The sequence below is a fragment of the Streptomyces sp. NPDC006393 genome (assembly GCF_040628575.1).
Lineage (GTDB): Bacteria > Actinomycetota > Actinomycetes > Streptomycetales > Streptomycetaceae > Streptomyces.
This window is the reverse complement of the sequence record NZ_JBEXZD010000094.1, coordinates 11,065-34,057: the sequence shown is the minus strand read 5'-3', so window position 1 is coordinate 34,057 and position 22,993 is coordinate 11,065. Positions and strand designations below refer to the sequence as shown.

Sequence of the window (22,993 nt, the reverse complement as noted above, 5' to 3'; positions counted from 1 at the left end):
CTGGGCGAGCCGGGGGCGTACGCCGACTCGCCGCTGGCGCCCCCTGGCTGCGAGGCCGAGGTGCCGGTGGACACGCCGGTCGGTGCGCCGGTCGCCGATGTGGTGGTGACGGCGGAGGACGGCTCGTTCGTACCGCTGCGGGAACGGCTGGGCCGCGGGGCGCTGCTGGTCGTGCTGGTGGCGCCGGGCACGGGGGTGTGGGAGCGCCGGCACTGGGTGGGCGCCGGGATCATGCCCCGGCTGGCGGCCGCGGTGACGGCTCTGCCGCATCGCGCCGAGCTGCTGGTCGCCGAGAGTTATCCGGGGGCGGCCCCCCACACCGTGCTCCTGGTACGTCCCGACGGGCACCTGGTCACCGCGCTCGGCGGAGTGCGCCCCGCCGATCTGTACGCGGCGGCGGAGGCGGCGCTCGGCGGACCGGCACACACGGAGAGGCGGGCGGAGGCGGGGGCACGCTGACGTTCAGGCGCGCGCCGGCCGTACTCACCGTCACCGTGCTGTCCACATGGATTACGGTGAGTTGACCGGTTTCGGTGCGCCGTGGTGTACTCCGGATCGTGACCGACACCGATGTGCGCCTGTGGCGGAGGGTCCATATGGACCTCGTCCGCTATGCGGGCTGCGTCTGTCACGCGTTCTGCTGAACTCGCATCCCCTCTTTTTCCGCGCGCGCCGCTCACGTGCCTCCCGCGCTGCTCTGCGCCTCCGTGCCGTCGCGCGCCTCCCGCGAACGCTCTTCAGGACGGTGTACGTGTCTGTCTTCTCCCCCACAACCGCATCCGCTTCCGCACCCGCTTCCGCCACCACCACGACATCCACGGCTGCTCCGGCTGCTTCCGCCGCCCGGCAGCCCACCCAGGCGGAGCTCTTCGACTTCGCGCGGCGGGTGGCCGCCGACGCGGAGCTGATCGCCTCACTGCCGCTCGACCCCGAGGGCCGCACCTGGGTGCGGCTGGAGGGGCCCGCGGGCAGCGAGGCCTGGCTGATCGGGTGGCCACCCGGCACCGGCACCGGCTGGCACGACCACGCCGACTCGGTCGGTGCCTTCGTCACCGCCGCCGGTGAACTGACGGAGAACTCCCTCGCCGCCCGGCTGCCCACCGACGGCTGGAAGACCCTGGAACTCACCGACGACGTGGACCGAGAGCGACGGCTCCCGGCAGGAAGGGGCCGCTCCTTCGGCCGCCACCACGTCCACGAGGTGCTCAACGCGTCCATCGAACGGCACGCGATCTCCGTGCACGCCTACTACCCACCGCTGCCGCGGATCCGCCGCTACAGCCGCTCCGGCCAGACGCTGCGCCTGGAGCAGATCGAGCGCCCGGAGGACTGGCAGTGAGCGCAACCGGAGGACCGGCAGTGAGCGGCACGGGCGAACAGCCGGTCGGGATCGACGAGTTGCTGGAGCGGGTGCGCCGGGGCTACCAGCGCATCGAGCCGCGGGAGGCGTACGCCGCTGCCCGGGCCGGCGAGACCCTGCTGGTGGACATCCGCTACGCCGCGCTGCGCGAGCGGGACGGACTGATCCCCGGCGCCCTCGTCGTCGAGCGCAACGAACTCGAGTGGCGACTCGATCCCCGGGGCAGCCACCGCCTTCCCGAGGCCACCGGTCACGATCTGCACGTCGTGGTCGTCTGCAACGAGGGCTACGCGTCGAGTCTGGCGGCCGCGTCCCTGCACCAGCTCGGCCTGTACCGGGCGACCGATCTGGTCGGCGGCTTCCAGGCCTGGCGGACGGCCGGGCTCCCGGTGACGGCGTGGGCGCCGTAGCCGCTGTCTCAGTACTCCTCGTCGGCGAGGAACTCCGTGTCCTCGCCCTCTTCCTCCAGCGCCTGACGGACCACCCGCAGGGCCAGCCCCTGGGAGTAGCCCTTGCGGGCGAGCATGCCGGCCAGGCGGCGCAGCCGCTTGTCGCGGTCCAGGCCCCGGGTGGAGCGCAGCTTGCGGGCGACGAGCTCGCGGGCGGTGGCCTCCTCCTGCTCGCCGTCGAGCCGGCCGACGGCCTCGTCGATCAGTGTCGCGTCGACGCCCTTGGTGCGCAGTTCCTGGGCGAGCGCCCGGCGGGCCAGTCCGCGCCCGTGGTGCCGGGACTCCACCCACGCGTCCGCGAACGCGCTGTCGTCGATCAGCCCGACCTCCTCGAACCGGGACAGCACCTCCTCCGCCGCCTCGTCCGGGATCTCCCGCTTGCGCAGGGCGTCCGCGAGCTGCTTGCGGGTGCGTGGGGTCCCGGTGAGCAGGCGCAGACAGATCGCTCGCGCCCGCTCCACCGGGTCCCCCGGAGACTCCCCCTGCTCAGCCCTCGACAAGGAAGAGGTGTCCCCGTCCGCCACGGCCGCCGCCTCGCCGAAGCCCCGCCGGCGACGCCCGCGCCCACCGCGCGGCCCGCCGTCACGCGAGCCGTCCTGGCGTGAGCCACCACCCGCACGTGAGCCTGTCGCGGCGCCGTGCGGCCGGCACGCGTCGCCGTCCCCGTCCGCGCCGGCACCGTCGGCGCCCGTACCGGGCCGGTTCCCGGTGCCCCTCCCCCGTGGGGCACCGGAAGCGGTGTGTCCGTACTCGTGCTCGTACTCGGCCCAGTCGGTTCGTCGTGTCACGGGTCAGCTCTTGGCCGCGGCGGCCTTGGCCTTGGTGGCCTTGGCGGCCGCGGGGGCGGGCACCGTCTTGGCCGCGTCGCCCGGGGCGGCGGACACCGCCGCGTCCGCGCCCGGCTCTGCGGTCGGCTCCTCCGGCCGCACGCCGACGCCCAGCTTCTCCTTGATCTTCTTCTCGATCTCGTTGGCCAGGTCGGGGTTGTCCTTGAGGAAGTTGCGCGCGTTCTCCTTGCCCTGGCCGAGCTGGTCGCCCTCGTAGGTGTACCAGGCGCCGGCCTTGCGGACGAAGCCGTGCTCCACGCCCATGTCGATCAGGCCGCCCTCGCGGCTGATGCCCTGGCCGTAGAGGATGTCGAACTCGGCCTGCTTGAAGGGCGGAGCGACCTTGTTCTTGACGACCTTGCAGCGGGTGCGGTTGCCGACCGCCTCGGTGCCGTCCTTCAGGGTCTCGATACGGCGGATGTCGATGCGCACGGAGGCGTAGAACTTCAGCGCCCGGCCACCGGTCGTGGTCTCCGGGGAGCCGAACATCACACCGATCTTCTCGCGCAGCTGGTTGATGAAGATCGCGGTGGTCTTCGACTGGTTGAGCGCGCTGGTGATCTTACGCAGGGCCTGGCTCATCAGGCGGGCCTGCAGACCCACGTGCGAGTCGCCCATCTCGCCCTCGATCTCCGCGCGCGGGACGAGCGCGGCCACCGAGTCGATGACGATGAGGTCCAGCGCCCCGGAGCGGACCAGCATGTCCACGATCTCCAGCGCCTGCTCGCCGTTGTCCGGCTGGGAGAGGATCAGGTTGTCGATGTCGACACCGAGCTTGCGCGCGTACTCGGGGTCGAGGGCGTGCTCGGCGTCCACGAAGGCGACCTGGCCGCCGGCCTTCTGCGCGTTCGCCACGGCGTGCAGGGTCAGGGTCGTCTTGCCGGAGGACTCCGGGCCGTAGATCTCCACGACACGGCCGCGCGGCAGACCGCCGACGCCGAGGGCCACGTCGAGCGCGGTCGACCCGGTCGGGATGACCTCGATGGGCTCCTTCGACCGCTCGCCCATGCGCATGACCGCGCCCTTGCCGAATTGCCGTTCAATCTGTGCGAGCGCGGCGTCGAGCGCCTTCTCGCGGTCGGTTCCTGCCATGGGTTCCACCCGGTTTGCTTGAGTCGATCGCTTCACGTCAAAGACGCTAACGCCTGCCACTGACAATGCGCCTCGACGCACGTCCGGCCTGTGGATAACCAGAGGACCTTCTACCCCATAACGGGGTGAAATCCCCTCCGTCAGCGGCGCCGGAGCATCCATAAGAATGGATGTTCGATTTTCGTGTCAAGCTCGCCCGCACCCTCGGCGCGACCCGGCCGCCCGCCGCCCGCCCGCCTACTCCGTGCGCGGTAGACCGGATGCCTTCGACCGGACGACGACGGTCCACAGCGCCTTCGCGAGGCTTGCGCCATGGCAGTCTCCACTTTCCCGCGGCGCCCGTCAGCCCTGTCCGCCCACGCCCGCGCGCTGCGCCCCGCCGAGCGGCTGTGCCACGCCACCGGTCTGCTCCTCGTGCTGTCCGGCCTGGCGCACCTGGTCGTGTTCGCGGTCGACGGCGGGCCGTGGGACGGGCCCGTCTCCTGGCGCAAGCCCTTCACCTTCGGGCTGTCCTTCGGGGTGACGCTGATCGCGCTCACCTGGGTCACGTCGTATCTGCGCGTCGGGGAGCGGCTCCGCACGGCGCTGCTCGTCGTCTTCGCCGCCGACTGCGTCGTCGAGGTCGGGGGCATCACACTCCAGGCGTGGCGCCGGGTGCCCTCGCACCTGAACATGGAGACGCCCTTCGACACGGCGGTGTCGATGACGCTCGCGGTGGGCGGCGGGATCCTCGTCGTGCTTCTGACCACGTTCGCGGTCGTGTCCTTCCGGCGGCGGCCGACGGGGCCCGCCGGGATGGCGCTCGCGCTGCGCTCGGGGTTCGCGATCCTCCTGATCGCCCTGGCCTCGGGCGCCGCCATGATCGCGCGAGGCGTGGTGCTGACCCGGACCGGTCACCAGCAGGCGGCGTACCACTCGACGGCCCCGCTCAAGCCGCTGCACGGGGTGAGCCTGCACGCGGTGCTGGTCCTGCCCGCACTGGCCTGGCTGCTGTCCCGTACCTCCCTCGGCGAGCCGGCCCGCCGGCGGATCGTCACCGCCACGGTCGCCGCCTACGCCGCCGCCGTCGTCGGCGCCGGGATCCGGGCAGCCCTCACCTAGTGAACGCCGCCGGAACTCGTGAGCCCCATGAAGCCCACCGGCAGGAAGCCCACGGCCCCGGTCACTCCCCCGAGGGGCTCTCCCCCGCCACCACCGGCCCCCGCGACGCGTCCCCCGGCCCGGACACGGCCGCGGCCGTGGCCGTGGAGTCCGCCGTCCCGGCTTCCTCCGCCTCCGCCGGCCGGGTCCACAGCCGTCGCGCGCGGGTGAGCAGGCCCGGTGCCGTGACCCGGCCGCGGTGGCCGTGGACGCGGGGATCGTCCGTGACCGCGTACCGCTTCACGTACGCCCCGAGGAACGCCTGGAGCGTGGCGACCGCGGGAATCGCGATCAGCGCGCCGACGGCGCCGAGCAGCGCGGTGCCGGCGATCACCGAACCGAAGGCGACCGCGGGGTGGATGTCTACGGTCTTCGAGGTCAGCTTGGGCTGCAGCACGTAGTTCTCGAACTGCTGGTAGACCACCACGAAACCCAGCACCCACAGCGCGTACCACGGGTCGACCGTGAAGGCGATCAGCATCGGCAGGGCGCCCGCGAGATAGGTGCCGATGGTGGGGATGAACTGCGAGACCAGCCCCACCCAGACGCCGAGCACGGGCGCGTACGGCACGCCCAGGGCCTCCAGCAGGATGTAGTGGGCGATGCCCGAGATGAGCGCCATCAGACCGCGCGAGTACAGGTAGCCGCCGGTCTTGTCGACGGCGATCTCCCAGGCGCGCAGCACCTCGGCCTGGCGGGCGGGCGGCAGCACGGAGCATATGGTGCGGCGCAGCCGTGGCCCGTCGGCGGCGAAGTAGAACGAGAACAGCGCGATCGTCAGCAGGCGGAACAGGCCGCCGAGCACCTGCGCGGACACGTCGAGCACGCCCGCCGCGCTGTTCTGCGCGTACTTGCGCAGCCAGTCGGAGTGGAGCAGGCCCTCCTGGACGTCCACCCGTCTGAGGTCGGTGTGGAACGTGGCGTTGACCCAGTTGATGACGGAGTCGAGGTAGTCCGGGAAGCCCTCGACCATCTTGATGATCTGCCCGGCGAGCATGGAGCCGAGCAGGGTGACGAAGCCCGCCGTGGCGATGGCCAGGCCGAGGAAGACCAGGAAGGTCGCGAGGCCCCGCCGCATGCCGCGGGAGGCCATGCGGCTCACCGCGGGCTCGATGGCCAGGGCCAGGAAGAACGCGATGAGGATGTTGATCAGCAGGGCGGTGACCTGGTGGAAGGCCCAGCTGCCGAGCTGGAACGCGGCGATCAGCGCCAGCGCGAGCACCATCGCGCGCGGCAGCCAGCGCGGCATGCGGGCGCCCGGCCCGGCGGCGCCACCGGCCTGGGGCCGGGAAGGAGGCGTCGTACCGGTCGGGGGTGCGTGCTGGGCCGTCTGCCCGGACTCGTCAGTGGGTGCCACGGTGCAAGTCTCCCGCACGCCACCGACAGTCCGGCACACTCCCGCGACCGAGGGACACGGTCAGCGCCTCTCCCGCGGAACGTTCATGACCTGACAGACCACCCGCCACACGTCCTTGGCCTCCCAGCCGGCCGCCAGCGCCTCGTGCACCGTGCGCCCGCCGAGCTCCGACATCACGTGGTCGCGTGCGAAGGTGTCGGCGTATCCGGCACCGAAGTGCTCCGCCATCCGTTCCCAGAAGACCGTCAACCGCATGCCCCCCAGTATCCCGCCCCTGGAGGTGACCCCGAGCCGGGCCCGTCCGCCGACCGCGGGCACGCCGTGAACGGCACGACCGGCAGTGGCCCGTGTCTCACCCGCCCATGGCCCGTACCCCGGCCGTCACCAGCACGGCCGCCGCGACGACGAGCAGGAAGGGCGCCCGCAGGACCAGTGCCACGGCGGCGGCCGCGAGCCCGGCCGCCCGCGCGTCCAGGACGAGCGCGTGCCCGTCGGCGAACGTCTGCTGGGCGGTGAGGGCGGCGAGCAGCGCGACGGGAAGCAGTGCGGCGAGCCGCTTGACCAGCGGCCGTTCCAGGGCACCCGCCGGAACGAGCAGCCCGGCCAGCTTGACGGCGTAGCAGCCGAGGGCGGTCGCGGCGACCGCGATCCAGGTGTTCACCGCTCGTCCTCCTCTCGCACGCCGGCACGGGCGCCGTCCCTGCGGCGTCCCTCCAGGTAGAGGAGGGCCGGCGCGGCGAGTGCGGCCACCAGGACCGGCACCCCGGCGGGGAGCACGGGCAGCAGACCGAGCCCGAGGAGCACGGCGAGACCGGCGACGGCCCGCTCGGTGGCGGTCTTCAGCATGGGGGCGAGCAGCGCGAGGAACACGGCGGGACCGGCCGCGTCCAGGCCCCAGGCGCCGGTGTCCCCGATGGCCTTGGCGCCCAGCGCGCCGAGCACCGTGGTGAGGTTCCACAGGACGTACAGGGTGGCCCCGGTGACGGTGAAGCCGATCCGCGCGCTGCGGCGCGTGGGCTGGGCGAGGGTCACCGCGGTGGTCTCGTCGATGACCCACTGCGCGGCCAGCGGCCGCAGCCCGCGCGGGAGGGCCAGCAGCTGGGACAGGCGCAGTCCGTAGAACGCGTTGCGCACGCCCAGGAAGAAGGCCCCGGCGGCCGCCGTGAAGGGGTTGCCCCCGGCCGCGAGTGCCCCGACGAGGGCGAACTGCGAGGCCCCGGTGAACACCAGCAGGCTGAGCGCACAGGTCTGGAGCAGTGTCAGTCCGCTGCCCGCCGAGGTCACCCCGAAGGCGAACCCGGACAGTCCTACGGCGACTCCGACCCCGAGGGCGTCCCGGACGACGTCGGCGTCCGGTTTTCCGCCGTCGTCCTCTCCCGCGCCGCCGGCGCGTATGTCTGCGAGAGCTGTCTCTTCTTCCACACCCCGGACGGTAGGAGCAGCCGGGGCCGCGCGTCTTGTACGTTCTTGCGCTCGCGCTGGTAGGCACCCGGGGGCACGCCCACGATCCGGGAGAAGTGGCGGCTGAGGTGCGACTGGTCGGTGAACCCCACGTCCGCGGCGGCCCGGGCCGGTGCGGTGCCCTCGTCCAGCAGCTGCCTGGCCCGCCGCACCCGGGCGTCGGTCAGCCAGGTGTGCGGTGGCATGCCGTAGGCCTGCCGGAAGGCCCGCAGCAGGGCGAACGGGCTCGTCCCGAGGTCGGCCGCGAGCCTTTCCAGGGTCGGCGGCTCGGCCATGCGCTCCTCCAGCACGGCACGCGCGCGTGCCGCGATCCGGGCGCCCGCCGTGCGCACCAGCCGCTGCGGGAGCATCCCGCCGTTCAGCCGCAGCAGCCGTGTCACGGCGACCCGCAGCAGGGTGTCGGCGGCCAGCGCGTTCCCCTCGTCGGCGGCGCGCAGCACCTGGTGGACCAGTCCGACGGCGTACGGGTCCTCGAGCACCGGCCTCACGAACCCCGGTGTGCCGCGGATCCCCGTGGTCTCCGCGGCGATCTCGGCCACCAGGTCGGGTGCCGGGTACACCGCCCCGTACCGCCACCCTTCGGGGACCCCCGCCCGTCCCGTGTGCGGGGTGTCGGGATTGACCAGGGCGAGGGCCCCGGGCCCCGCGTACTGGTCGGCTCCCCGGTGGTGGAAGACCTCCACGCCCTCGGCGATGGCGGCGATCACGAAGTGCTCGTGGGTGTGCCGCACGAACTCCTTGCGGACATACCGGGCCCGCAGCAGATCGACACCGGGCAGCTCCTCGTACCGCCAGTGCCGTGCCCGCTCCTCGCCCGATCCCGACGCCATACGCTCATTCTCCGCGAAGCCCGGGGTGGATCTTTCCCGGACGCCGGTGCCGAGGCCCGGCCGACCGGCCGGACACACGAGCCGATTCGACCCTCGCAGCAGACAAAGTCCCAGGTCAGACCCCATTGTCAGTCGCTGGGTGCACGATGGACGCATGGTCAGCGATGCACACCGGGCCCTCGACGGCTTCTCCCCCGCGACCCGCGGCTGGTTCACGGGGGCCTTCTCCGCGCCCACCGCGGCCCAGGCGGGCGCGTGGCAGGCCATCGGCGCGGGCTCCGACGTGCTGGTGGTCGCCCCGACCGGCTCCGGCAAGACCCTGGCCGCCTTCCTCGCCGCCCTGGACCAGCTGGCCTCCACCCCGCCCCCGGCCGACCCGAGGAAGCGCTGCCGGGTGCTGTACGTGTCCCCGCTGAAGGCCCTCGCCGTCGACGTGGAACGCAACCTGCGCAGCCCGCTCACCGGCATCCGGCAGGAGTCCGTCCGCCTGGGCCTGCCCGAGCCGGAGGTGAGGGTCGGCATCCGCTCCGGCGACACCCCGGCCGCCGAGCGCCGCGCGCTGTCCACCCGCCCGCCGGACATCCTGATCACCACGCCCGAGTCGCTGTTCCTGATGCTGACGTCGGCCACGCGCGACGCGCTGACGGGTGTCGAGACGGTGATCCTCGACGAGGTGCACGCGGTCGCCGGCACCAAGCGCGGCGCCCACCTCGCCCTGTCCCTGGAGCGGCTCGACGAGCTGCTGCCGAAGCCGGCCCGTCGCATCGGACTGTCCGCGACCGTCCGCCCGGTCGACGAGATCGCCCGCTATCTGTCACCGCGCCGCAAGGTGGAGATCGTCCAGCCGGAGTCCGGCAAGGAGTTCGACCTGTCGGTCGTCGTCCCGATCGAGGACATGGGCGAGCTCGGCGGCTCCCCGGCCGCCGACGGAGGCGACGGCGCGGAGCGGCCCTCGATCTGGCCGCATGTCGAGGAGCGGATCGCGGACCTGGTCCAGGCCCACCGCTCGACGATCGTGTTCGCCAACTCCCGCCGGCTCGCCGAGCGCCTGTGCAACCGGCTCAACGAGATCGCCTACGAGCGCACGACCGGGCAGTCCCTGGACGAGCACCACTCCCCGGCGGAGCTGATGGGCGGCTCCGGCGCGGCGCACGGCGCACCCGCGGTCATCGCCCGCGCCCACCACGGTTCGGTCTCCAAGGAGCAGCGGGCGCTCGTCGAGGAGGACCTCAAGGCGGGCCGTCTCCCCGCGGTGGTGGCCACCTCCAGCCTGGAGCTGGGCATCGACATGGGCGCCGTGGACCTCGTCGTGCAGGTGGAGTCCCCGCCGTCCGTCGCCTCCGGTCTGCAGCGCGTCGGCCGCGCGGGACACCAGGTCGGTGCGGTCTCCACCGGCGTGGTCTTCCCGAAGTACCGCGGCGACCTGGTCCAGGCCGCGGTGGTCACCGAACGGATGCGCTCCGGTGCCATCGAGTCCCTCCGGGTGCCCGCCAACCCCCTGGACGTCCTCGCCCAGCAGCTGGTCGCCATGACGGCGCTGGACAGCTGGCAGGTCGACGACCTGCTGACCCTGGTCCGCCGGGCCGCGCCGTTCGCCTCCCTGCCGGAGTCGGCGTTCACCGCCGTTCTCGACATGCTCGCCGGCAGGTACCCGTCCGACGCGTTCGCGGAGCTGCGGCCGCGCGTGGTGTGGGACCGGGTGGCGGGCACGGTCACCGGCCGCCCCGGCGCGCAGCGCCTCGCCGTCACCTCCGGGGGCACGATCCCCGACCGCGGACTGTTCGGCGTGTTCCTCGCCGGCTCCGACCCCAAGAAGGGCGGCGGCCGGGTGGGCGAGCTGGACGAGGAGATGGTCTACGAGTCCCGGGTCGGCGACGTCTTCACGCTCGGCACCAGCTCGTGGCGCATCGAGGACATCACCCGCGACCGGGTCCTGGTCTCCCCCGCGCCCGGCGTGCCCGGCCGGCTGCCGTTCTGGAAGGGCGACCAGCTGGGCCGCCCGCTGGAACTGGGCCGGGCGGTGGGCGCGTTCCTGCGCGAGGTCGGCTCCCTGCCGGACGAGGACGCCCGGCTCAGGCTGCTCGCCGCCGGCCTCGACGCCTGGGCCGCGGACAACGTCCTCGCCTATCTGAAGGAGCAGCGCGAGGCGTGCGGCCATGTCCCCGACGACCGCACGATCGTCGTGGAGCGCTTCCGTGACGAGCTGGGCGACTGGCGGGTGGTGGTGCACTCGCCGTTCGGCGCCCAGGTGCACGCCCCGTGGGCGCTGGCCCTCGGTGCCCGCCTGTCCGAGCGGTACGGCATGGACGCGCAGGTCATGCACGCCGACGACGGCATCGTGCTGCGCCTTCCCGACGCCGACCTGATGGGCCTGGACCTCCTCGACCAGGAGCCCATGAAGGCCGGCCTGGAGTACGACACCGAGCAGGCGCCCGTGGGCGCGGCGGACGTCGCGTTCGACAAGGGCGAGGTCGACCAGATCGTCACCGACCAGGTCGGCGGCTCGGCCCTGTTCGCCTCCCGCTTCCGCGAGTGCGCCGCCCGCGCGCTGCTGCTGCCGCGCCGCAACCCCGGCAAGCGCACCCCGCTGTGGCAGCAGCGCCAGCGCGCGGCCCAACTGCTCCAGGTGGCGAGCGAGTTCGGTTCCTTCCCGATCGTCCTGGAGGCGGTCCGCGAGTGCCTCCAGGACGTCTTCGACGTCCCCGGCCTGGTGGAGCTGATGGGGGACGTCGAGTCCCGCAAGGTCCGCCTGGTCGAGGTCACCACGCCCGAGCCCTCACCGTTCGCGCGCTCGCTGCTCTTCGGGTACGTCGCCCAGTTCCTGTACGAGGGCGACTCGCCGCTCGCCGAGCGCCGCGCCGCCGCCCTGTCCCTGGACTCGCGGCTGCTGGCCGAGCTGCTGGGCCAGGCGGAGCTGCGCGAACTGCTGGACGCCGAGGTGCTGGTCGAGCTGGAGCGGGAGCTGCAGTGGCTGACCCAGGACCGCCGGGTCAAGGACGTCGAGGGCGTCGCGGACGTGCTGCGGCTGCTCGGCCCGCTCACCGACGAGGAGCTGGCGGAGCGGGGCGCGGAGCCGGGCTGGGCGCAGGAACTGGCCGGTGCCCGCCGGGCCATCCGGGTCCGGATCGGCGGGGCCGACCACTGGGCCGCGGTCGAGGACGCGGGCCGGCTGCGCGACGCGCTCGGCACCGCGCTGCCGGTGGGGGTGCCGGAGGCCTTCACCGAGCCGGTGAAGGACCCGCTGGGCGACCTCCTCGCGCGCTATGCCCGCACCCACGGCCCGTTCACCTCGACCACGGCGGCGGCCCGTTTCGGCCTGGGCGTGGCGGTCACGGAGGGCGCGCTGCAGCGGCTGGGCGCGAGCGGCCGCGTCGTCCAGGGCGAGTTCCACCCGGCGGGCATCGGCCAGGAGTGGTGCGACGCGGCGGTGCTGCGCCGGCTGCGCCGCCGCTCGCTGGCCGCGCTGCGGCACGAACTGGAGCCGGTGCCGCCGGCCGCGCTCGCCCAGTTCCTGCCCCAGTGGCAGCACATGGGCAGGGGACACGGTCTGCGAGGCGTCGACGGACTGGTGCGCGCCATCGAGCAGTTGCAGGGCGCCTCCGTGCCGGCCTCGGCGCTGGAGAAGCTGGTCCTGCCCTCACGGGTGGCGGACTACACCCCGTCGATGCTCGACGAACTCACCGCGGCCGGTGAGGTGGTGTGGGCGGGCGCCGGAGCACTGCCCGGCAAGGACGGCTGGGTCTCCCTGTATCTCGCGGACGCGGCCCCGCTCCTCCTGCCGCCCCCGCATCCGCTGGAGCTGACGGCGCTGCACCAGTCGGTCCTGGACGCCCTCTCCGGCGGCTATGGCCTGTTCTTCCGTCAGATCGCCGACCAGGTCCGCGCGACCACGCACCCCGAGGCCACGGATCCCCAACTGGCCGACGCCCTCTGGGACCTGGCCTGGTCGGGACGGCTCACCAACGACACGCTGGCGCCGATGCGTTCCCTGCTGGGCTCGGGCCGCACCGCGGGCTCCACCGCCCACCGGGCCAAGCGCGCCGTTCCGCGCGGGCGCTACGGCTCGTTGACGGCCGCCGCCCGTCCCGCCTCGCGCGGCGGCCCGCCGACCGTCGCCGGACGCTGGTCCCTGCTGCCCGCCCGCGACACCGACACCACCGTGCGCGCCCACGCGCTCGCCCGCACGCTCCTCGACCGGCATGGTGTGGTCACCCGGGGAGCGGTGTCCGCGGAGGGCGTCGAGGGCGGCTTCTCGGCCGTGTACCGGGTCCTGTCCGTCTTCGAGGAGAGCGGCCAGGCCCGACGGGGCTATGTGGTGGAGGGCCTGGGCGCGGCACAGTTCGCCATGGACGGCGCGGTCGACCGTCTCCGCGCGGTGGCCAACGCACGGGAGCGGGGCGAGGGCCTGCCCGGCCCGGCTTTCGCGGGCGGCGCGGGCCCGGACGGCTTCGGCTCGCCCGACGGCTTCCGGACGCCGAACGCCTCCGGACCGCCCGGCGGCCTCGACTCGGCCCTCCCCTTCGACCCGTCCGTGGGCTTCGACGCGGTCGGTCCCGGCGCCGCCGGCTTCGGCGGTGACGCCGACTGGCGGGCCACCGGCCGCTCCTCGCCGGACGAGTACGTCTCGCCCAGGGACTTCCCGTCACCGGGCTACGGCGGACCACGGGGCGGCGGTCAGGCCCTCCCGTACGGGGGCTCCGGTCCCGGTGCCCGGCGTGGCCGTGGCGGCTCCGCGGACTCCCGGGCGGTCGTCCTGGCCGCCGCCGACCCCGCGAACGCGTACGGCGCCGCCCTGCCCTGGCCGGAGCCGCCGACCGGCGCCGGGCACAAACCGGGGCGCAAGGCCGGCTCCCTGGTGGTGCTCGTGGACGGCGAGCTGACCCTGTACATGGAGCGCGGCGGCAAGACCCTGCTGGCCTGGCCCGCCGACCCGGAGGCCGCGGCCGGCGACGACCCGCGCCTGGCAGCGGCCGCCGAGGCACTGGCCGCGGCCGCCCGCGCGGGCTCCCTGGGCACGGTCACGGTGGAGCGCGTCAACGGCGCCTCGGCCCTGACCGCGCCCATCGGCAGCCTCCTGGAGGGAGCGGGCTTCATCGCGACCCCGCGCGGGCTGCGCCTGCGCGCATGACCGGAGCGGACGCGCAGGGGACCATGACCGGAGCGGACGTGCACGAGAACATGACCGGAGCGGACGTGCGCGGGAACATGACCGGAGCGGACGTGCGCGGGAACATGTCAGGCTGGAGCCATGCCCGAAGGTGACACGGTCTGGCAGACCGCGAGGCGACTGCACGACGCCCTCGCGGGCAAGGTGCTGACCAGAAGCGACTTCCGGGTGCCGAAGTACGCGACGGTGGACCTTTCCGGCCGGACCGTCCTGGACACGATCTCGCGCGGCAAGCACCTGCTCACCCGCGTCGAGGGCGGCCTGACCCTGCACTCGCACCTGTTGATGGAGGGCGCCTGGAAGGTCTACGGCGACGGCGAACGGTGGAAGGGCGGCCCCGGCCACCAGATCCGCGCCGTCCTCGCCACCACCGACCGCGCCGCCGTCGGCTACCGCCTCCAGGTGCTCGACCTGATGCGCACCACCGAGGAGGACCGCACCGTCGGCCACCTCGGCCCGGACCTCCTCGGCCCCGACTGGGACGGCGACCTGGCGCTGGCCAACCTCCTGGCCGACCCCGCCCGTCCGCTCGGCGAGGCCCTGCTCGACCAGCGCAATCTCGCCGGCATCGGCAACGTCTACAAGAGCGAGATCTGCTTCCTGCTCGGCGTGACCCCATGGCTGCCCGTGGGCGCCCTGCCCACCGAGCGCGCCGTGCAGCTGCCCCCACTCGCGAAGAGCCTCCTGGAGGCCAACCGCGACCGTCCGGTCCGCCGGACCACGGGCGTGCGCGGCCAGGACCTGTTCGTGTACGGCCGGGCGCCCCGCCCCTGCCTGCGCTGCGGCACCTCCGTGCGCGTGGCCGACCAGGGCGACGGCTCCCAGGAGCGTCCCACGTACTGGTGTCCGAGCTGCCAGGGCGGTCCCGCTCCGGCGCCGGGTTCCCCGCAGAGCTGGCGGGAGCGTTACCGCCGTACGACCAGGTGACACCCGGAGTCAGTGGCCCCCCGCCTCGTCGTCGGCGACAGCGTCCTCGGGGTCGGACTCCTTGAAGGCAGAGTCCTTGAGGGCTGTCTCCTTGAGGACTGATTCCTTGGGGACACAGTGCACGGGCAGCACACTCAGCCCCCACCCACCTGCCACGACCGCGCCCTCCAGCACCCCCGCGTCGCCCGACAGGACCAGCCGCAGCACCGCCCACCACCACACCGCGCCGAGCCCCAGAGCGGCCAGAGCCGTCGCCCGACGCGCTGCCGGCCCCGCCATCGCACCCACGCACCCACCTCCAGCCGACGCTCCGGCCGACAGCCCGACGGCGCTCCCGTCAGGTTCCAGCGCCGGTCGAGCCGAGCGCCACCCGGCCTCAACCATCGCCCCGCACAGGCGAAGGCACAAACGAACGGCAGCACGCACGAGCACGCACGAAGGCCCCGGCCTGGGCTCCCCCGGGTTTCCCGGAGAAGCCCCGGCCGGGGCCTCGCGACGTGTGTGTCAGCTCATGTGTCAGTCAGCTCTGGCGCGCGCGAACGATCACGCGGCGACCACGTCCACCGCTTCCGCGGGCGCCTTGATGGTCACCCGTTCCGGTGGCACACCGGTCACCGACACGGAACCCAGCATCGGGCGAACCGGCGTGGGCACGGGCTCGGTGGCCGCAGCAGACTGGGCCAGCTCGGCGAGGGCGAGCTCGTCGCTCACTTCCCGCATGAGCTCGGACATCCGTACGTCCAGCGCGTCGCAGATGGCGGAGAGCAGCTCGGAGGAAGCCTCCTTCTGCCCCCGCTCCACCTCGGAGAGATAGCCGAGCGAGACTCGGGCGGACGAGGAGACTTCGCGCAGAGTACGGCCCTGGCGTTGGCGCTGCCGACGCAGCACGTCACCCAGCAGGCGACGGAGCAGAATCATCGGTGGCTCCCTCCTCGGACCGCGTAGCCGCATCCTTCACGCCCCACCGTACCGCCTCGCGCCGCGGCCGTGCGGGGAGCGATGTCGTGTTCACTCAGGGCTGCAAACATCAGAACCCCCCGTTCCGTTCCGTATCCTGTGCCCGCTCATTCCCGGTCTGTTCGCCCGCAATCCGCTTCAGAAGCAGTGCGAGCACGCTCCGTACACTCTCCATACGAATTTCCGTCCGGCCGCCGTTCAACCGCAGCGCGGCCGTTTTCTCGCCGGGGGCCGTGCCGTTCTCCGTTTCGCCGGGGCCGTCCACGGCCACGAAGACCGTTCCGACGGGCTGTCCGTCCTGGGGGTCGGGGCCGGCGACCCCGGTGGTCGCGATGCCCCAGTCGGCTCCCAGGGCCTTGCGCACACCAGCCGCCATCTGGGCCGCGACCTGCGGATCCACCGCACCGCGTTGCGCCAGCAGAGTGGCGTCCACACCGAGCAGCTCGTGCTTGAGCTCCGTGGCGTACGCGGTGACCGAACCCCGGAAGACCTTGGAGGCCCCGGGGACCGACGTGATCTCCGCCGCGACCAGACCGCCGGTCAGTGACTCGGCGACGGCGATCGTCTCGCCCCTCACCGTGAGTAGTCCCACGACTTCGGCGGCCGGCGAACTCACGCTTCCGACTCCTCCAACGCGGCCCGGCGCTCGGCGATTCCCCGCCTGCGCAGCACGATGGCCTGTCTCACATAGTCAAGTCCGGTCACCACGGTCAGCACGACGGCCGCGGCCATCACCCAGAACCGGAGGGTGGCCAGCCAGCCCGTCAGCGCCAGCACATACATCCCGACGGCCACACCCTGTGTGAGCGTCTTCAGCTTGCCGCCGCGGCTCGCGGGGATGACGCCGTAGCGGATGACGAGGAAACGCAGCAGGGTGATCCCGAGTTCCCGGCCGAGGATCACGCCGGTCACCCACCAGGGCAGGTCGCCGAGCCCGGAGAGACAGATCAGCGCCGCCCCCATGATCGCCTTGTCGGCGATGGGGTCGGCGATCTTCCCGAAGTCGGTGACGAGGTTGTACGTCCGTGCCAGGTGACCGTCGAACAGGTCGGTGATCATGGCGATGGCGAAGGCCGCCCAGGCGAAGGAGCGCCACGCCGGGTCGTACCCGCCGTTCTCCAGCATCAGGAACACGAACGCCGGCACCAGCAGCAGCCGGAGCATGGTCAGCAGGTTGGCGACGTTCCAGACGCTGGCCTGGTTCACGGCGGCCGCCGCGATCTTCCCGCCACGGGCGGGTTTGCCACCGGCCGGCTCCTGAGCCTCGCGGCCGGCCGCGCCGGGCCCGTGACCGGAGGTGCCGGCGGCGCCGGGGGCCCCGTCCGCACCGGTACGGCCCGACGCGGCCCCTCGCGCGCCGGAGGAGCCGCCCGCCGCGGATGCCGGGACTCCCGTCATCTGCCCGCCTCCTCATCGCACGTGACCGCGCCCGCCAGCGGCTCGGCCACCAGGTCGACACCCTCCGTGCCGACCACCTTGGCCTCGACCACACGGCCGGCGCTCAGGCCCTCGCCGCTGGTGAGCAGCACCTGCCCGTCCGTCTCCGGCGCCTGGTGCGCCGCACGTCCGTACACCCCCTCCTCGGGGTCCACGGACTCCACGAGTACCCGCACCGTCTCACCGACGCGCTCCTCGGCCCGCTGCGAGACGAGCTCCTCAGCCAGCCGGGAGACACGTGCCAGTCGCTCGGCGACGATCTCCTCCTCCAGCTTGCCGTCGTAGGTCGCCGCCTCGGTGCCCTCCTCGTCGGAGTAGCCGAAGACACCGATCGCGTCCAGCCTCGCGCCGTTCAGGAAGCGCTCCAGCTCGGCCAGATCGGCCTCGGACTCGCCGGGGAAGCCGACGATGAAGTTGGAGCGCACTCCGGCCTCGGGCGCCTTGGAGCGGATGGTGTCGAGCAGCTCCAGGAAGCGGTCGGTGTCGCCGAAGCGGCGCATGGCCCGCAGCACGCCGGGCGCGGAGTGCTGGAAGGACAGGTCGAAGTAGGGGGCGACCTTCGGGGTGGAGGTCAGGACGTCGATGAGCCCGGGGCGCATCTCGGCCGGCTGGAGGTAGCTGACCCGCACCCGCTCGATGCCGTCGACCTCGGCCAGCTCGGGCAGCAGGGACTCCAGCAGGCGGATGTCGCCGAGGTCCTTGCCGTAGGAGGTGTTGTTCTCGGAGACCAGCATGATCTCCTTGACGCCCTGCTCGGCCAGCCACCGCGTCTCGTTCAGCACGTCGCTCGGGCGGCGGGAGATGAAGGAGCCGCGGAAGGACGGAATGGCGCAGAAGGAGCAGCGCCGGTCGCAGCCGGAGGCCAGCTTGACCGAGGCGACCGGGGAGCCGCCCAGACGGCGGCGCAGGGGCGCGCGCGGGCCGGAGGCCGGCGCGAGGCCCTCGGGAAGATCCGCGGGAGCGTGCCCCGGCAGCGCGACCGAGGCCCCCGCCTCCTGCCGCTCGGCCGGGCTGATCGGCAGCAGCTTGCGGCGGTCGCGCGGGGTGTGCGCGGCGTGGATGCCGCCGTTCAGGATCGTCTGAAGGCGGTCGGAGATGTTCACGTAGTCGTCGAAGCCGAGCACGCCGTCGGCCTCGGGGAGGGCCTCGGCGAGCTCCTTGCCGTACCGCTCGGCCATGCAGCCGACCGCGACGACGGCCTGCGTTCTGCCATGGTCCTTGAGGTCGTTGGCCTCCAGGAGGGCGTCGACGGAGTCCTTCTTGGCGGCTTCCACGAAGCCACAGGTGTTGACCACGGCGACGTCCGCGTCCGCGGCGTCCTCCACGAGCTGCCAGCCGTCCGCCTCCAAACGGCCTGCGAGCTCCTCCGAGTCCACCTCGTTACGGGCGCAGCCGAGAGTGACGAGTGCGACGGTACGGCGTTCAGGCATGGGCTCAAGACTACTTCGTCCCACCGACAGCCCACGTCGAAGGGGTTGGCCGATCTTGGCCAACCCCTTCGCCGTGCGTCCGCTTCCCTCCCTGGTGAGGGGGCTATCCGACCTGCGGGTCGCCCTTGGTGTACGTGAGGCGTTCCACGGCGCCCGGCTGGAACTGATCCTCGATCTTCTTGCCGTTCACATAGAGCTGGATGGCGCCGGCGTCGCCCAGGATGAGGTTGATCTTGGTGCTGTCCTGGAAGGTCTTGGACTCGCCCTTGTTGAGCAGCCCGTCGAAGAGCATGCGGCCGTTGTGGTCCTTGGCGGAGATCCAGCTGCGCCCGTTCGGCGCGCTGACCTGGACGGTCACCTTGTCCTGGGGCGCGGCCGCGATGGCGCTGTCGGACGGGGCCGGCTTCTGGTCGGCCGGCTTGCCGCTCTTCGGCGTCGGCGAGGCGGCCTTGCTGGTGCTGGGGGTGGAGCCCTCGGCGACGTGCGACTTGGCGCTGCTGTCGCTGCCGCCGCCCTTGAAGGCGGTGAAACCGACGAATCCGACGACGACGACGATGGCGGCGACCATGGCCGCGGTCCAGTTGGGGCCGCGCCGCTCGGGGCGGATACGTTCCGCCTCGAACAGCGGGGCGGCCGGGGTCGGGGCGGGGCGGCCGCCGTGCTCGGCGTCGTACTGCGCGAGCAGCGGGGCCGGATCGAGGTGGACGGCTCGGGCCAGGGTCCGGATGTGCCCACGGGCGTAGACGTCGCCGCCGCAGGGGGCGAAGTCGTCGGCCTCGATGGCGTGCAGGATCGCGATGCGGACGCGGGTGGCGGCGCTGACCTCGTCGACGGTCAGCCCGGCGGCGAGCCGCGCGTCCTTCAGGACACGGCCGATGGAGGGGCGGGCTTCCTCGGAAACGTCTTCGAACGGACGCTCGTCTTCAGGGGAGTTGCCGATGGACACGGGGGCGCCTTTCGAGCGTGTAGCCGCCTGTGCTGGACGTTCAGTCTAGGGGGGTGCCAAAGGGTGGAGCGACCCGGCGGTAGGACTTTGTACGCCATCGGAATGGCCGGACAATCCGATGGTGGGACAGGTACGGAAACCATGGTGGGACCCGCACCGGTCCTCTCGCTCAACTTGACGTACGCCCAAGGGAAACGGTTGCTCACCGCCGTCTAACGGGTGGATCACGGTGCGGCCGCCCTTCCACCCGCCGTCGGCCGGAGGCCGCCTCCACCGGACGGACGTCCCTGTGCTGTTACCCCTCGGTCTCGCCCCGAATCACGGCCAGCACACCGTCCAGGTCGTCGGGCTTCACGAGCACGTCACGCGCCTTGGACCCCTCGCTGGGTCCGACGATGTTCCGGGACTCCATGAGGTCCATCAGCCGCCCCGCCTTGGCGAAGCCGACGCGCAGCTTGCGCTGCAGCATGGACGTCGACCCGAACTGCGTGGAGACGACCAGCTCGGCCGCCTGGCAGAGCAGGTCGAGGTCGTCACCGATGTCCTCGTCGATCTCCCTCTTCTGCTTGGTGCCGACGGTGACGTCTTCGCGGAAGACCGGCGTCATCTGGTCCTTGCAGTGGCGGACGACGGCCGCGACCTCGTCCTCGGTGACGAAGGCGCCCTGCATACGGGTCGGCTTGCTCGCGCCCATCGGCAGGAAGAGCCCGTCGCCCTTGCCGATCAGCTTCTCGGCGCCCGGCTGGTCGAGGATGACGCGGCTGTCGGCGAGCGAGGAGGTGGCGAACGCGAGCCGGGAGGGCACGTTCGCCTTGATCAGACCGGTGACGACGTCGACCGAGGGCCGCTGGGTGGCGAGCACCAGGTGGATGCCGGCCGCGCGCGCCAGCTGGGTGATGCGCACGATCGCGTCCTCGACGTCACGCGGCGCGACCATCATCAGGTCGGCGAGCTCGTCGACGATCACCAGCAGGTACGGGTACGGCTGGAGCTCGCGCTCGCTGCCCTCGGGCGACTGCACCTTGCCGTTGCGCACGGCCGCGTTGAAGTCGTCGATGTGCCGGAACCCGTAGGCCGCCAGGTCGTCGTACCGCAGGTCCATCTCCCGCACGACCCACTGCAGTGCCTCGGCGGCTCGCTTGGGGTTGGTGATGATCGGCGTGATCAGGTGCGGGATGCCCTCGTACGCGGTCAGCTCGACGCGCTTGGGGTCCACGAGGACCATGCGCACGTCCTCCGGAGTCGCCCGCATCATGATCGAGGTGATCAGGCAGTTGATGCAGGACGACTTGCCGGAACCGGTGGCGCCGGCGACCAGGACGTGCGGCATCTTCGCGATGTTGGCCATCACATAGCCGCCCTCGACGTCCTTGCCGAGCGCGACCAGCATGGGGTGGTCGTCCTCGGCCGCCGCCGCCAGACGGAGCACGTCACCGAGGTTGACCATCTCCCGGTCGGTGTTCGGGATCTCGATGCCGACCGCGGACTTTCCGGGGATAGGGCTGATGATCCGCACGTCCGGGCTGGCAACCGCGTACGCGATGTTCTTGGTCAGCGCGGTGATCCGCTCGACCTTCACGGCGGGACCGAGCTCGACCTCGTAGCGGGTGACCGTCGGCCCGCGGGTGAAGCCGGTGACGCGGGCGTCGACCTTGAACTCGGTGAAGACGTTGGTGAGCGAGGCGACGATGGCGTCGTTGGCGGCGCTGCGCGCTTTGCCCGGGCCGCCCCGCTCCAGCAGGTCCAGGGCGGGCAGGGAGTAGGTGATGTCGCCGGACAGCTGGAGCTGCTCGGCGCGCGGCGGCAGCTCACGGGTCTCGGCGGGCGGGGTCTTGGTGAGGTCCGGGACCCCCGCGGCCGGCTTCTCCTGTCGTCCCTGTTCCTCCCGCGCGGGCCGGCCGGCCGGCGGGTCGGTCTCGGGACGCGCGGCCGGCGGGTCCGCGGTGAGCCCGGTGGCCGGCGCGTTCGCCGTGGGTCCGGTGGCCGGACCGTCCGGTTCGGGACGCGCGGCCGGCACCGGGGTCGGGGTCGGCGTCTCGGCCCGGTCGCCGACGGTGACGCCCTGGGTCAGGTCCGCGACGAGCGGTGACGGCGGCATGCCGTGCAGCACGGCGCCGTCGAGCGCGGCGGCGGCAGCGGCGGCGACGTCCACGGCGTCCATCTGCCGTTCCATGTCGGGCTGCGGCACGGCGGAGCGCCGGGGCCGGCCACGACGCTTGGAGAGGGCCTCCTGCTCGGCGGCATCGGGGTCGTAGCTCTGGGGGGCGCTCTGGCGCCGGCGGGGGCGCGCGGGCAGCGCTTCGCGCCACTGGTCGTCGTAGCGGGCGTCGTCCTCGGTGTACTCGCCGTCTTCGTCGTCCTCGGGGTCGGGCAGGAGGCCGAGTTTGACGCCGAGCAACCGCAGCCGCTGCGGGATGGCGTTGACCGGGGTGGCGGTGACGACGAGCAGTCCGAACACCGTGAGCAGCACCAGCAGCGGTACGGCGAGCACCTCTCCCATCGAGTACGTCAGGGGTGTCGCCGCGCCCCAGCCGATGAGGCCGCCGGCGTCCCTTATGGCCTGCATGCCGTCGCTGCGGGCGGGCGAGCCGCAGGCGATGTGGACCTGGCCGAGCACGCCGAGGACGAGCGCGGACAGACCGATGACGATACGGCCGTTGGCCTCGGGCTTCTCCGGGTGCCGGATGAAACGTACGCCGATGATCCCGAGCAGGATCGGCACCAGCAGGTCGAGCCGGCCGAAGGCGCCGGTGACCAGGATCTCGACCAGGTCACCGACGGGGCCGCGCAGGTCGGCCCAGGTGCCGGCGGCGACGATCAGGGCGGCGGCGAGCAGCAGCAGCGCGATGCCGTCCTTGCGGTGCGCCGGGTCCAGGTTCTTGGCACCCCGCCCCACCCCCCGGAGCACGGCACCGACCGCGTGGGCCAGCCCGAGCCAGAGGGCGCGCACGAGCCGGTACACGCCCCCGGTGGGGTTCGGCGCGGGTTTGGGCGCCGCCTTCTTGGCCGCCGCCTTCTTCGCGGGTGCCTTGGCCGGGGCCTTCTTGGCGGGTGCCTTTTTCGCAGCGGCCTTCTTCGCCGGAGCCTTTGCGGGAGCGGCCGCCTTCTTGGCGGGCTGCTTCTTGGCTGCGGAGGGACGTGAGGCCATAGGTGTGAGGTTACCGTCGGAGACGACAGCGGACACGTGTGCCCACTGCTTCACCCGTTCGTGTCGTCCCTGTGGACTCGGCGCCCTGACGTGCCGTCATCGAAGGCGGCGGCGGGAGGATTTGTGCCGCGCGCCACCCCAACAGGCCGCGCAGCCGACCCAAACCGCACACACGTGCCCCACCCAGGATGCGCCCGCTCCCCTGAGGCCGAACGGCAACCCCGGACACCGCGCCCAGGGCCCGCGAACTCGGCCGCAGCCCCAAGCCCGTCACGCACCCGCCCCCGCGACCTCGGCCGCAGCCCCGGCCCGCCATGCGCCGGCGTCCGGAGCGCGCCCGGCGCACCCGGTCCCGGCCTGCGGCTCGCGCCTGCCGTACCCCGAGCGCTCCGGGCCCCGGCCCGCGCCCAAGCCCGTCGACCGCGGCCCGAACCGCGGCCCGGCTCACAGCCCCGGAAAGCCGCC

20 protein-coding genes and 1 pseudogene are annotated in these 22,993 nt (G+C 72.9%); 7 read left to right on the top strand and 14 right to left on the bottom strand.

Going from position 1 to position 22,993, the window contains the following annotated elements; genetic code table 11:
* The 4 genes and pseudogenes from ABZ484_RS29530 to ABZ484_RS29515 all read left to right on the top strand — a co-directional run.
* Nucleotides 1-459, top strand: a pseudogene (locus tag ABZ484_RS29530) (monooxygenase); the annotation flags it as partial.
* A 74-nt stretch (nucleotides 460-533) separates the two neighbouring features.
* Nucleotides 534-644 carry a putative leader peptide gene (locus ABZ484_RS29525; RefSeq protein ID WP_358868975.1) on the top strand — a complete coding sequence of 37 codons (111 nt, stop codon included), beginning with the start codon at nucleotides 534-536 and terminating at the stop codon, nucleotides 642-644.
* A 107-nt stretch (nucleotides 645-751) separates the two neighbouring features.
* Nucleotides 752-1,339: a cysteine dioxygenase gene (locus ABZ484_RS29520; protein WP_358868974.1), complete on the top strand. Its 588-nt coding sequence runs from the start codon at nucleotides 752-754 to the stop codon at nucleotides 1,337-1,339.
* Entirely contained in the window at nucleotides 1,336-1,770 is a 435-nt protein-coding gene (locus tag ABZ484_RS29515) for a rhodanese-like domain-containing protein (RefSeq protein ID WP_358868973.1), read from the top strand. The genes ABZ484_RS29520 and ABZ484_RS29515 overlap by 4 nt, the downstream gene beginning before the upstream one ends.
* An 8-nt stretch (nucleotides 1,771-1,778) precedes the next feature.
* Here the strand turns inward: ABZ484_RS29515 and recX are convergent, their stop codons facing one another.
* Nucleotides 1,779-2,597 (bottom strand): recombination regulator RecX, encoded by an 819-nt coding sequence (gene recX / locus ABZ484_RS29510; protein WP_358868972.1) that lies wholly within the window; start codon nucleotides 2,595-2,597, stop codon nucleotides 1,779-1,781.
* 3 nt (nucleotides 2,598-2,600) lie between these two features.
* The gene (gene recA / locus ABZ484_RS29505) at nucleotides 2,601-3,728 is read right to left on the bottom strand and encodes a recombinase RecA (RefSeq protein ID WP_030178234.1); all 1,128 of its coding nucleotides are present in this window, start codon (nucleotides 3,726-3,728) and stop codon (nucleotides 2,601-2,603) included.
* Between the two features lie 312 nt (nucleotides 3,729-4,040).
* Here recA and ABZ484_RS29500 point away from each other — a divergent pair, with 312 nt between their 5' ends.
* Nucleotides 4,041-4,829, top strand: a complete 789-nt coding sequence (locus ABZ484_RS29500) for a hypothetical protein (RefSeq protein WP_358868971.1) — start codon at nucleotides 4,041-4,043, stop codon at nucleotides 4,827-4,829.
* A gap of 61 nt (nucleotides 4,830-4,890) precedes the next feature.
* Here the strand turns inward: ABZ484_RS29500 and ABZ484_RS29495 are convergent, their stop codons facing one another.
* The 5 genes from ABZ484_RS29495 to ABZ484_RS29475 form a co-directional block, all read right to left on the bottom strand.
* A complete protein-coding gene (locus ABZ484_RS29495) occupies nucleotides 4,891-6,225 on the bottom strand; it encodes an AI-2E family transporter (protein WP_358868970.1) in 1,335 nt (444 codons plus the stop codon).
* Between the two features lie 60 nt (nucleotides 6,226-6,285).
* Nucleotides 6,286-6,480 (bottom strand): DUF3046 domain-containing protein, encoded by a 195-nt coding sequence (locus ABZ484_RS29490; RefSeq protein ID WP_358868969.1) that lies wholly within the window; start codon nucleotides 6,478-6,480, stop codon nucleotides 6,286-6,288.
* A 97-nt stretch (nucleotides 6,481-6,577) separates the two neighbouring features.
* Nucleotides 6,578-6,886 (bottom strand): AzlD domain-containing protein, encoded by a 309-nt coding sequence (locus ABZ484_RS29485; RefSeq protein ID WP_358868968.1) that lies wholly within the window; start codon nucleotides 6,884-6,886, stop codon nucleotides 6,578-6,580.
* The gene (locus ABZ484_RS29480; RefSeq protein WP_358868967.1) at nucleotides 6,883-7,647 is read right to left on the bottom strand and encodes an AzlC family ABC transporter permease; all 765 of its coding nucleotides are present in this window, start codon (nucleotides 7,645-7,647) and stop codon (nucleotides 6,883-6,885) included. Before ABZ484_RS29480 ends, ABZ484_RS29485 begins: the two co-directional genes overlap by 4 nt.
* Nucleotides 7,533-8,516, bottom strand: coding sequence for an AraC family transcriptional regulator (locus tag ABZ484_RS29475; RefSeq protein ID WP_358868966.1), 984 nt, complete (start codon nucleotides 8,514-8,516; stop codon nucleotides 7,533-7,535). Before ABZ484_RS29475 ends, ABZ484_RS29480 begins: the two co-directional genes overlap by 115 nt.
* A 154-nt stretch (nucleotides 8,517-8,670) precedes the next feature.
* Between ABZ484_RS29475 and ABZ484_RS29470 the strand changes: the two genes are divergently transcribed.
* Nucleotides 8,671-13,644: an ATP-dependent helicase gene (locus ABZ484_RS29470; RefSeq protein ID WP_358868965.1), complete on the top strand. Its 4,974-nt coding sequence runs from the start codon at nucleotides 8,671-8,673 to the stop codon at nucleotides 13,642-13,644.
* A 120-nt stretch (nucleotides 13,645-13,764) separates the two neighbouring features.
* Nucleotides 13,765-14,610, top strand: a complete 846-nt coding sequence (locus tag ABZ484_RS29465; protein ID WP_358868964.1) for a DNA-formamidopyrimidine glycosylase family protein — start codon at nucleotides 13,765-13,767, stop codon at nucleotides 14,608-14,610.
* Nucleotides 14,611-14,619: 9 nt separating this feature from the next.
* Here the strand turns inward: ABZ484_RS29465 and ABZ484_RS29460 are convergent, their stop codons facing one another.
* The 7 genes from ABZ484_RS29460 to ABZ484_RS29430 form a co-directional block, all read right to left on the bottom strand.
* Nucleotides 14,620-14,889, bottom strand: a complete 270-nt coding sequence (locus tag ABZ484_RS29460) for a hypothetical protein (RefSeq protein ID WP_358868976.1) — start codon at nucleotides 14,887-14,889, stop codon at nucleotides 14,620-14,622.
* 264 nt (nucleotides 14,890-15,153) lie between these two features.
* Nucleotides 15,154-15,528, bottom strand: a complete 375-nt coding sequence (locus tag ABZ484_RS29455; protein WP_030178264.1) for a helix-turn-helix transcriptional regulator — start codon at nucleotides 15,526-15,528, stop codon at nucleotides 15,154-15,156.
* Between the two features lie 109 nt (nucleotides 15,529-15,637).
* On the bottom strand, nucleotides 15,638-16,183 hold the full coding sequence (locus ABZ484_RS29450; RefSeq protein ID WP_358868963.1) for a CinA family protein: 546 nt from the start codon (nucleotides 16,181-16,183) through the stop codon (nucleotides 15,638-15,640).
* Nucleotides 16,180-16,965: a CDP-diacylglycerol--glycerol-3-phosphate 3-phosphatidyltransferase gene (pgsA, locus tag ABZ484_RS29445; RefSeq protein ID WP_358868962.1), complete on the bottom strand. Its 786-nt coding sequence runs from the start codon at nucleotides 16,963-16,965 to the stop codon at nucleotides 16,180-16,182. The genes ABZ484_RS29450 and pgsA overlap by 4 nt, the downstream gene beginning before the upstream one ends.
* Complete coding sequence (gene rimO / locus ABZ484_RS29440) at nucleotides 16,962-18,434, bottom strand: 30S ribosomal protein S12 methylthiotransferase RimO (protein ID WP_358868961.1); 1,473 nt, start codon at nucleotides 18,432-18,434, stop codon at nucleotides 16,962-16,964. Before rimO ends, pgsA begins: the two co-directional genes overlap by 4 nt.
* 103 nt (nucleotides 18,435-18,537) lie before the next feature.
* Entirely contained in the window at nucleotides 18,538-19,380 is an 843-nt protein-coding gene (locus tag ABZ484_RS29435) for a RodZ domain-containing protein (protein WP_358868960.1), read from the bottom strand.
* Nucleotides 19,381-19,675: 295 nt separating this feature from the next.
* On the bottom strand, nucleotides 19,676-22,528 hold the full coding sequence (locus ABZ484_RS29430; protein ID WP_358868959.1) for a DNA translocase FtsK: 2,853 nt from the start codon (nucleotides 22,526-22,528) through the stop codon (nucleotides 19,676-19,678).
* Nucleotides 22,529-22,993 lie beyond the last annotated feature (465 nt).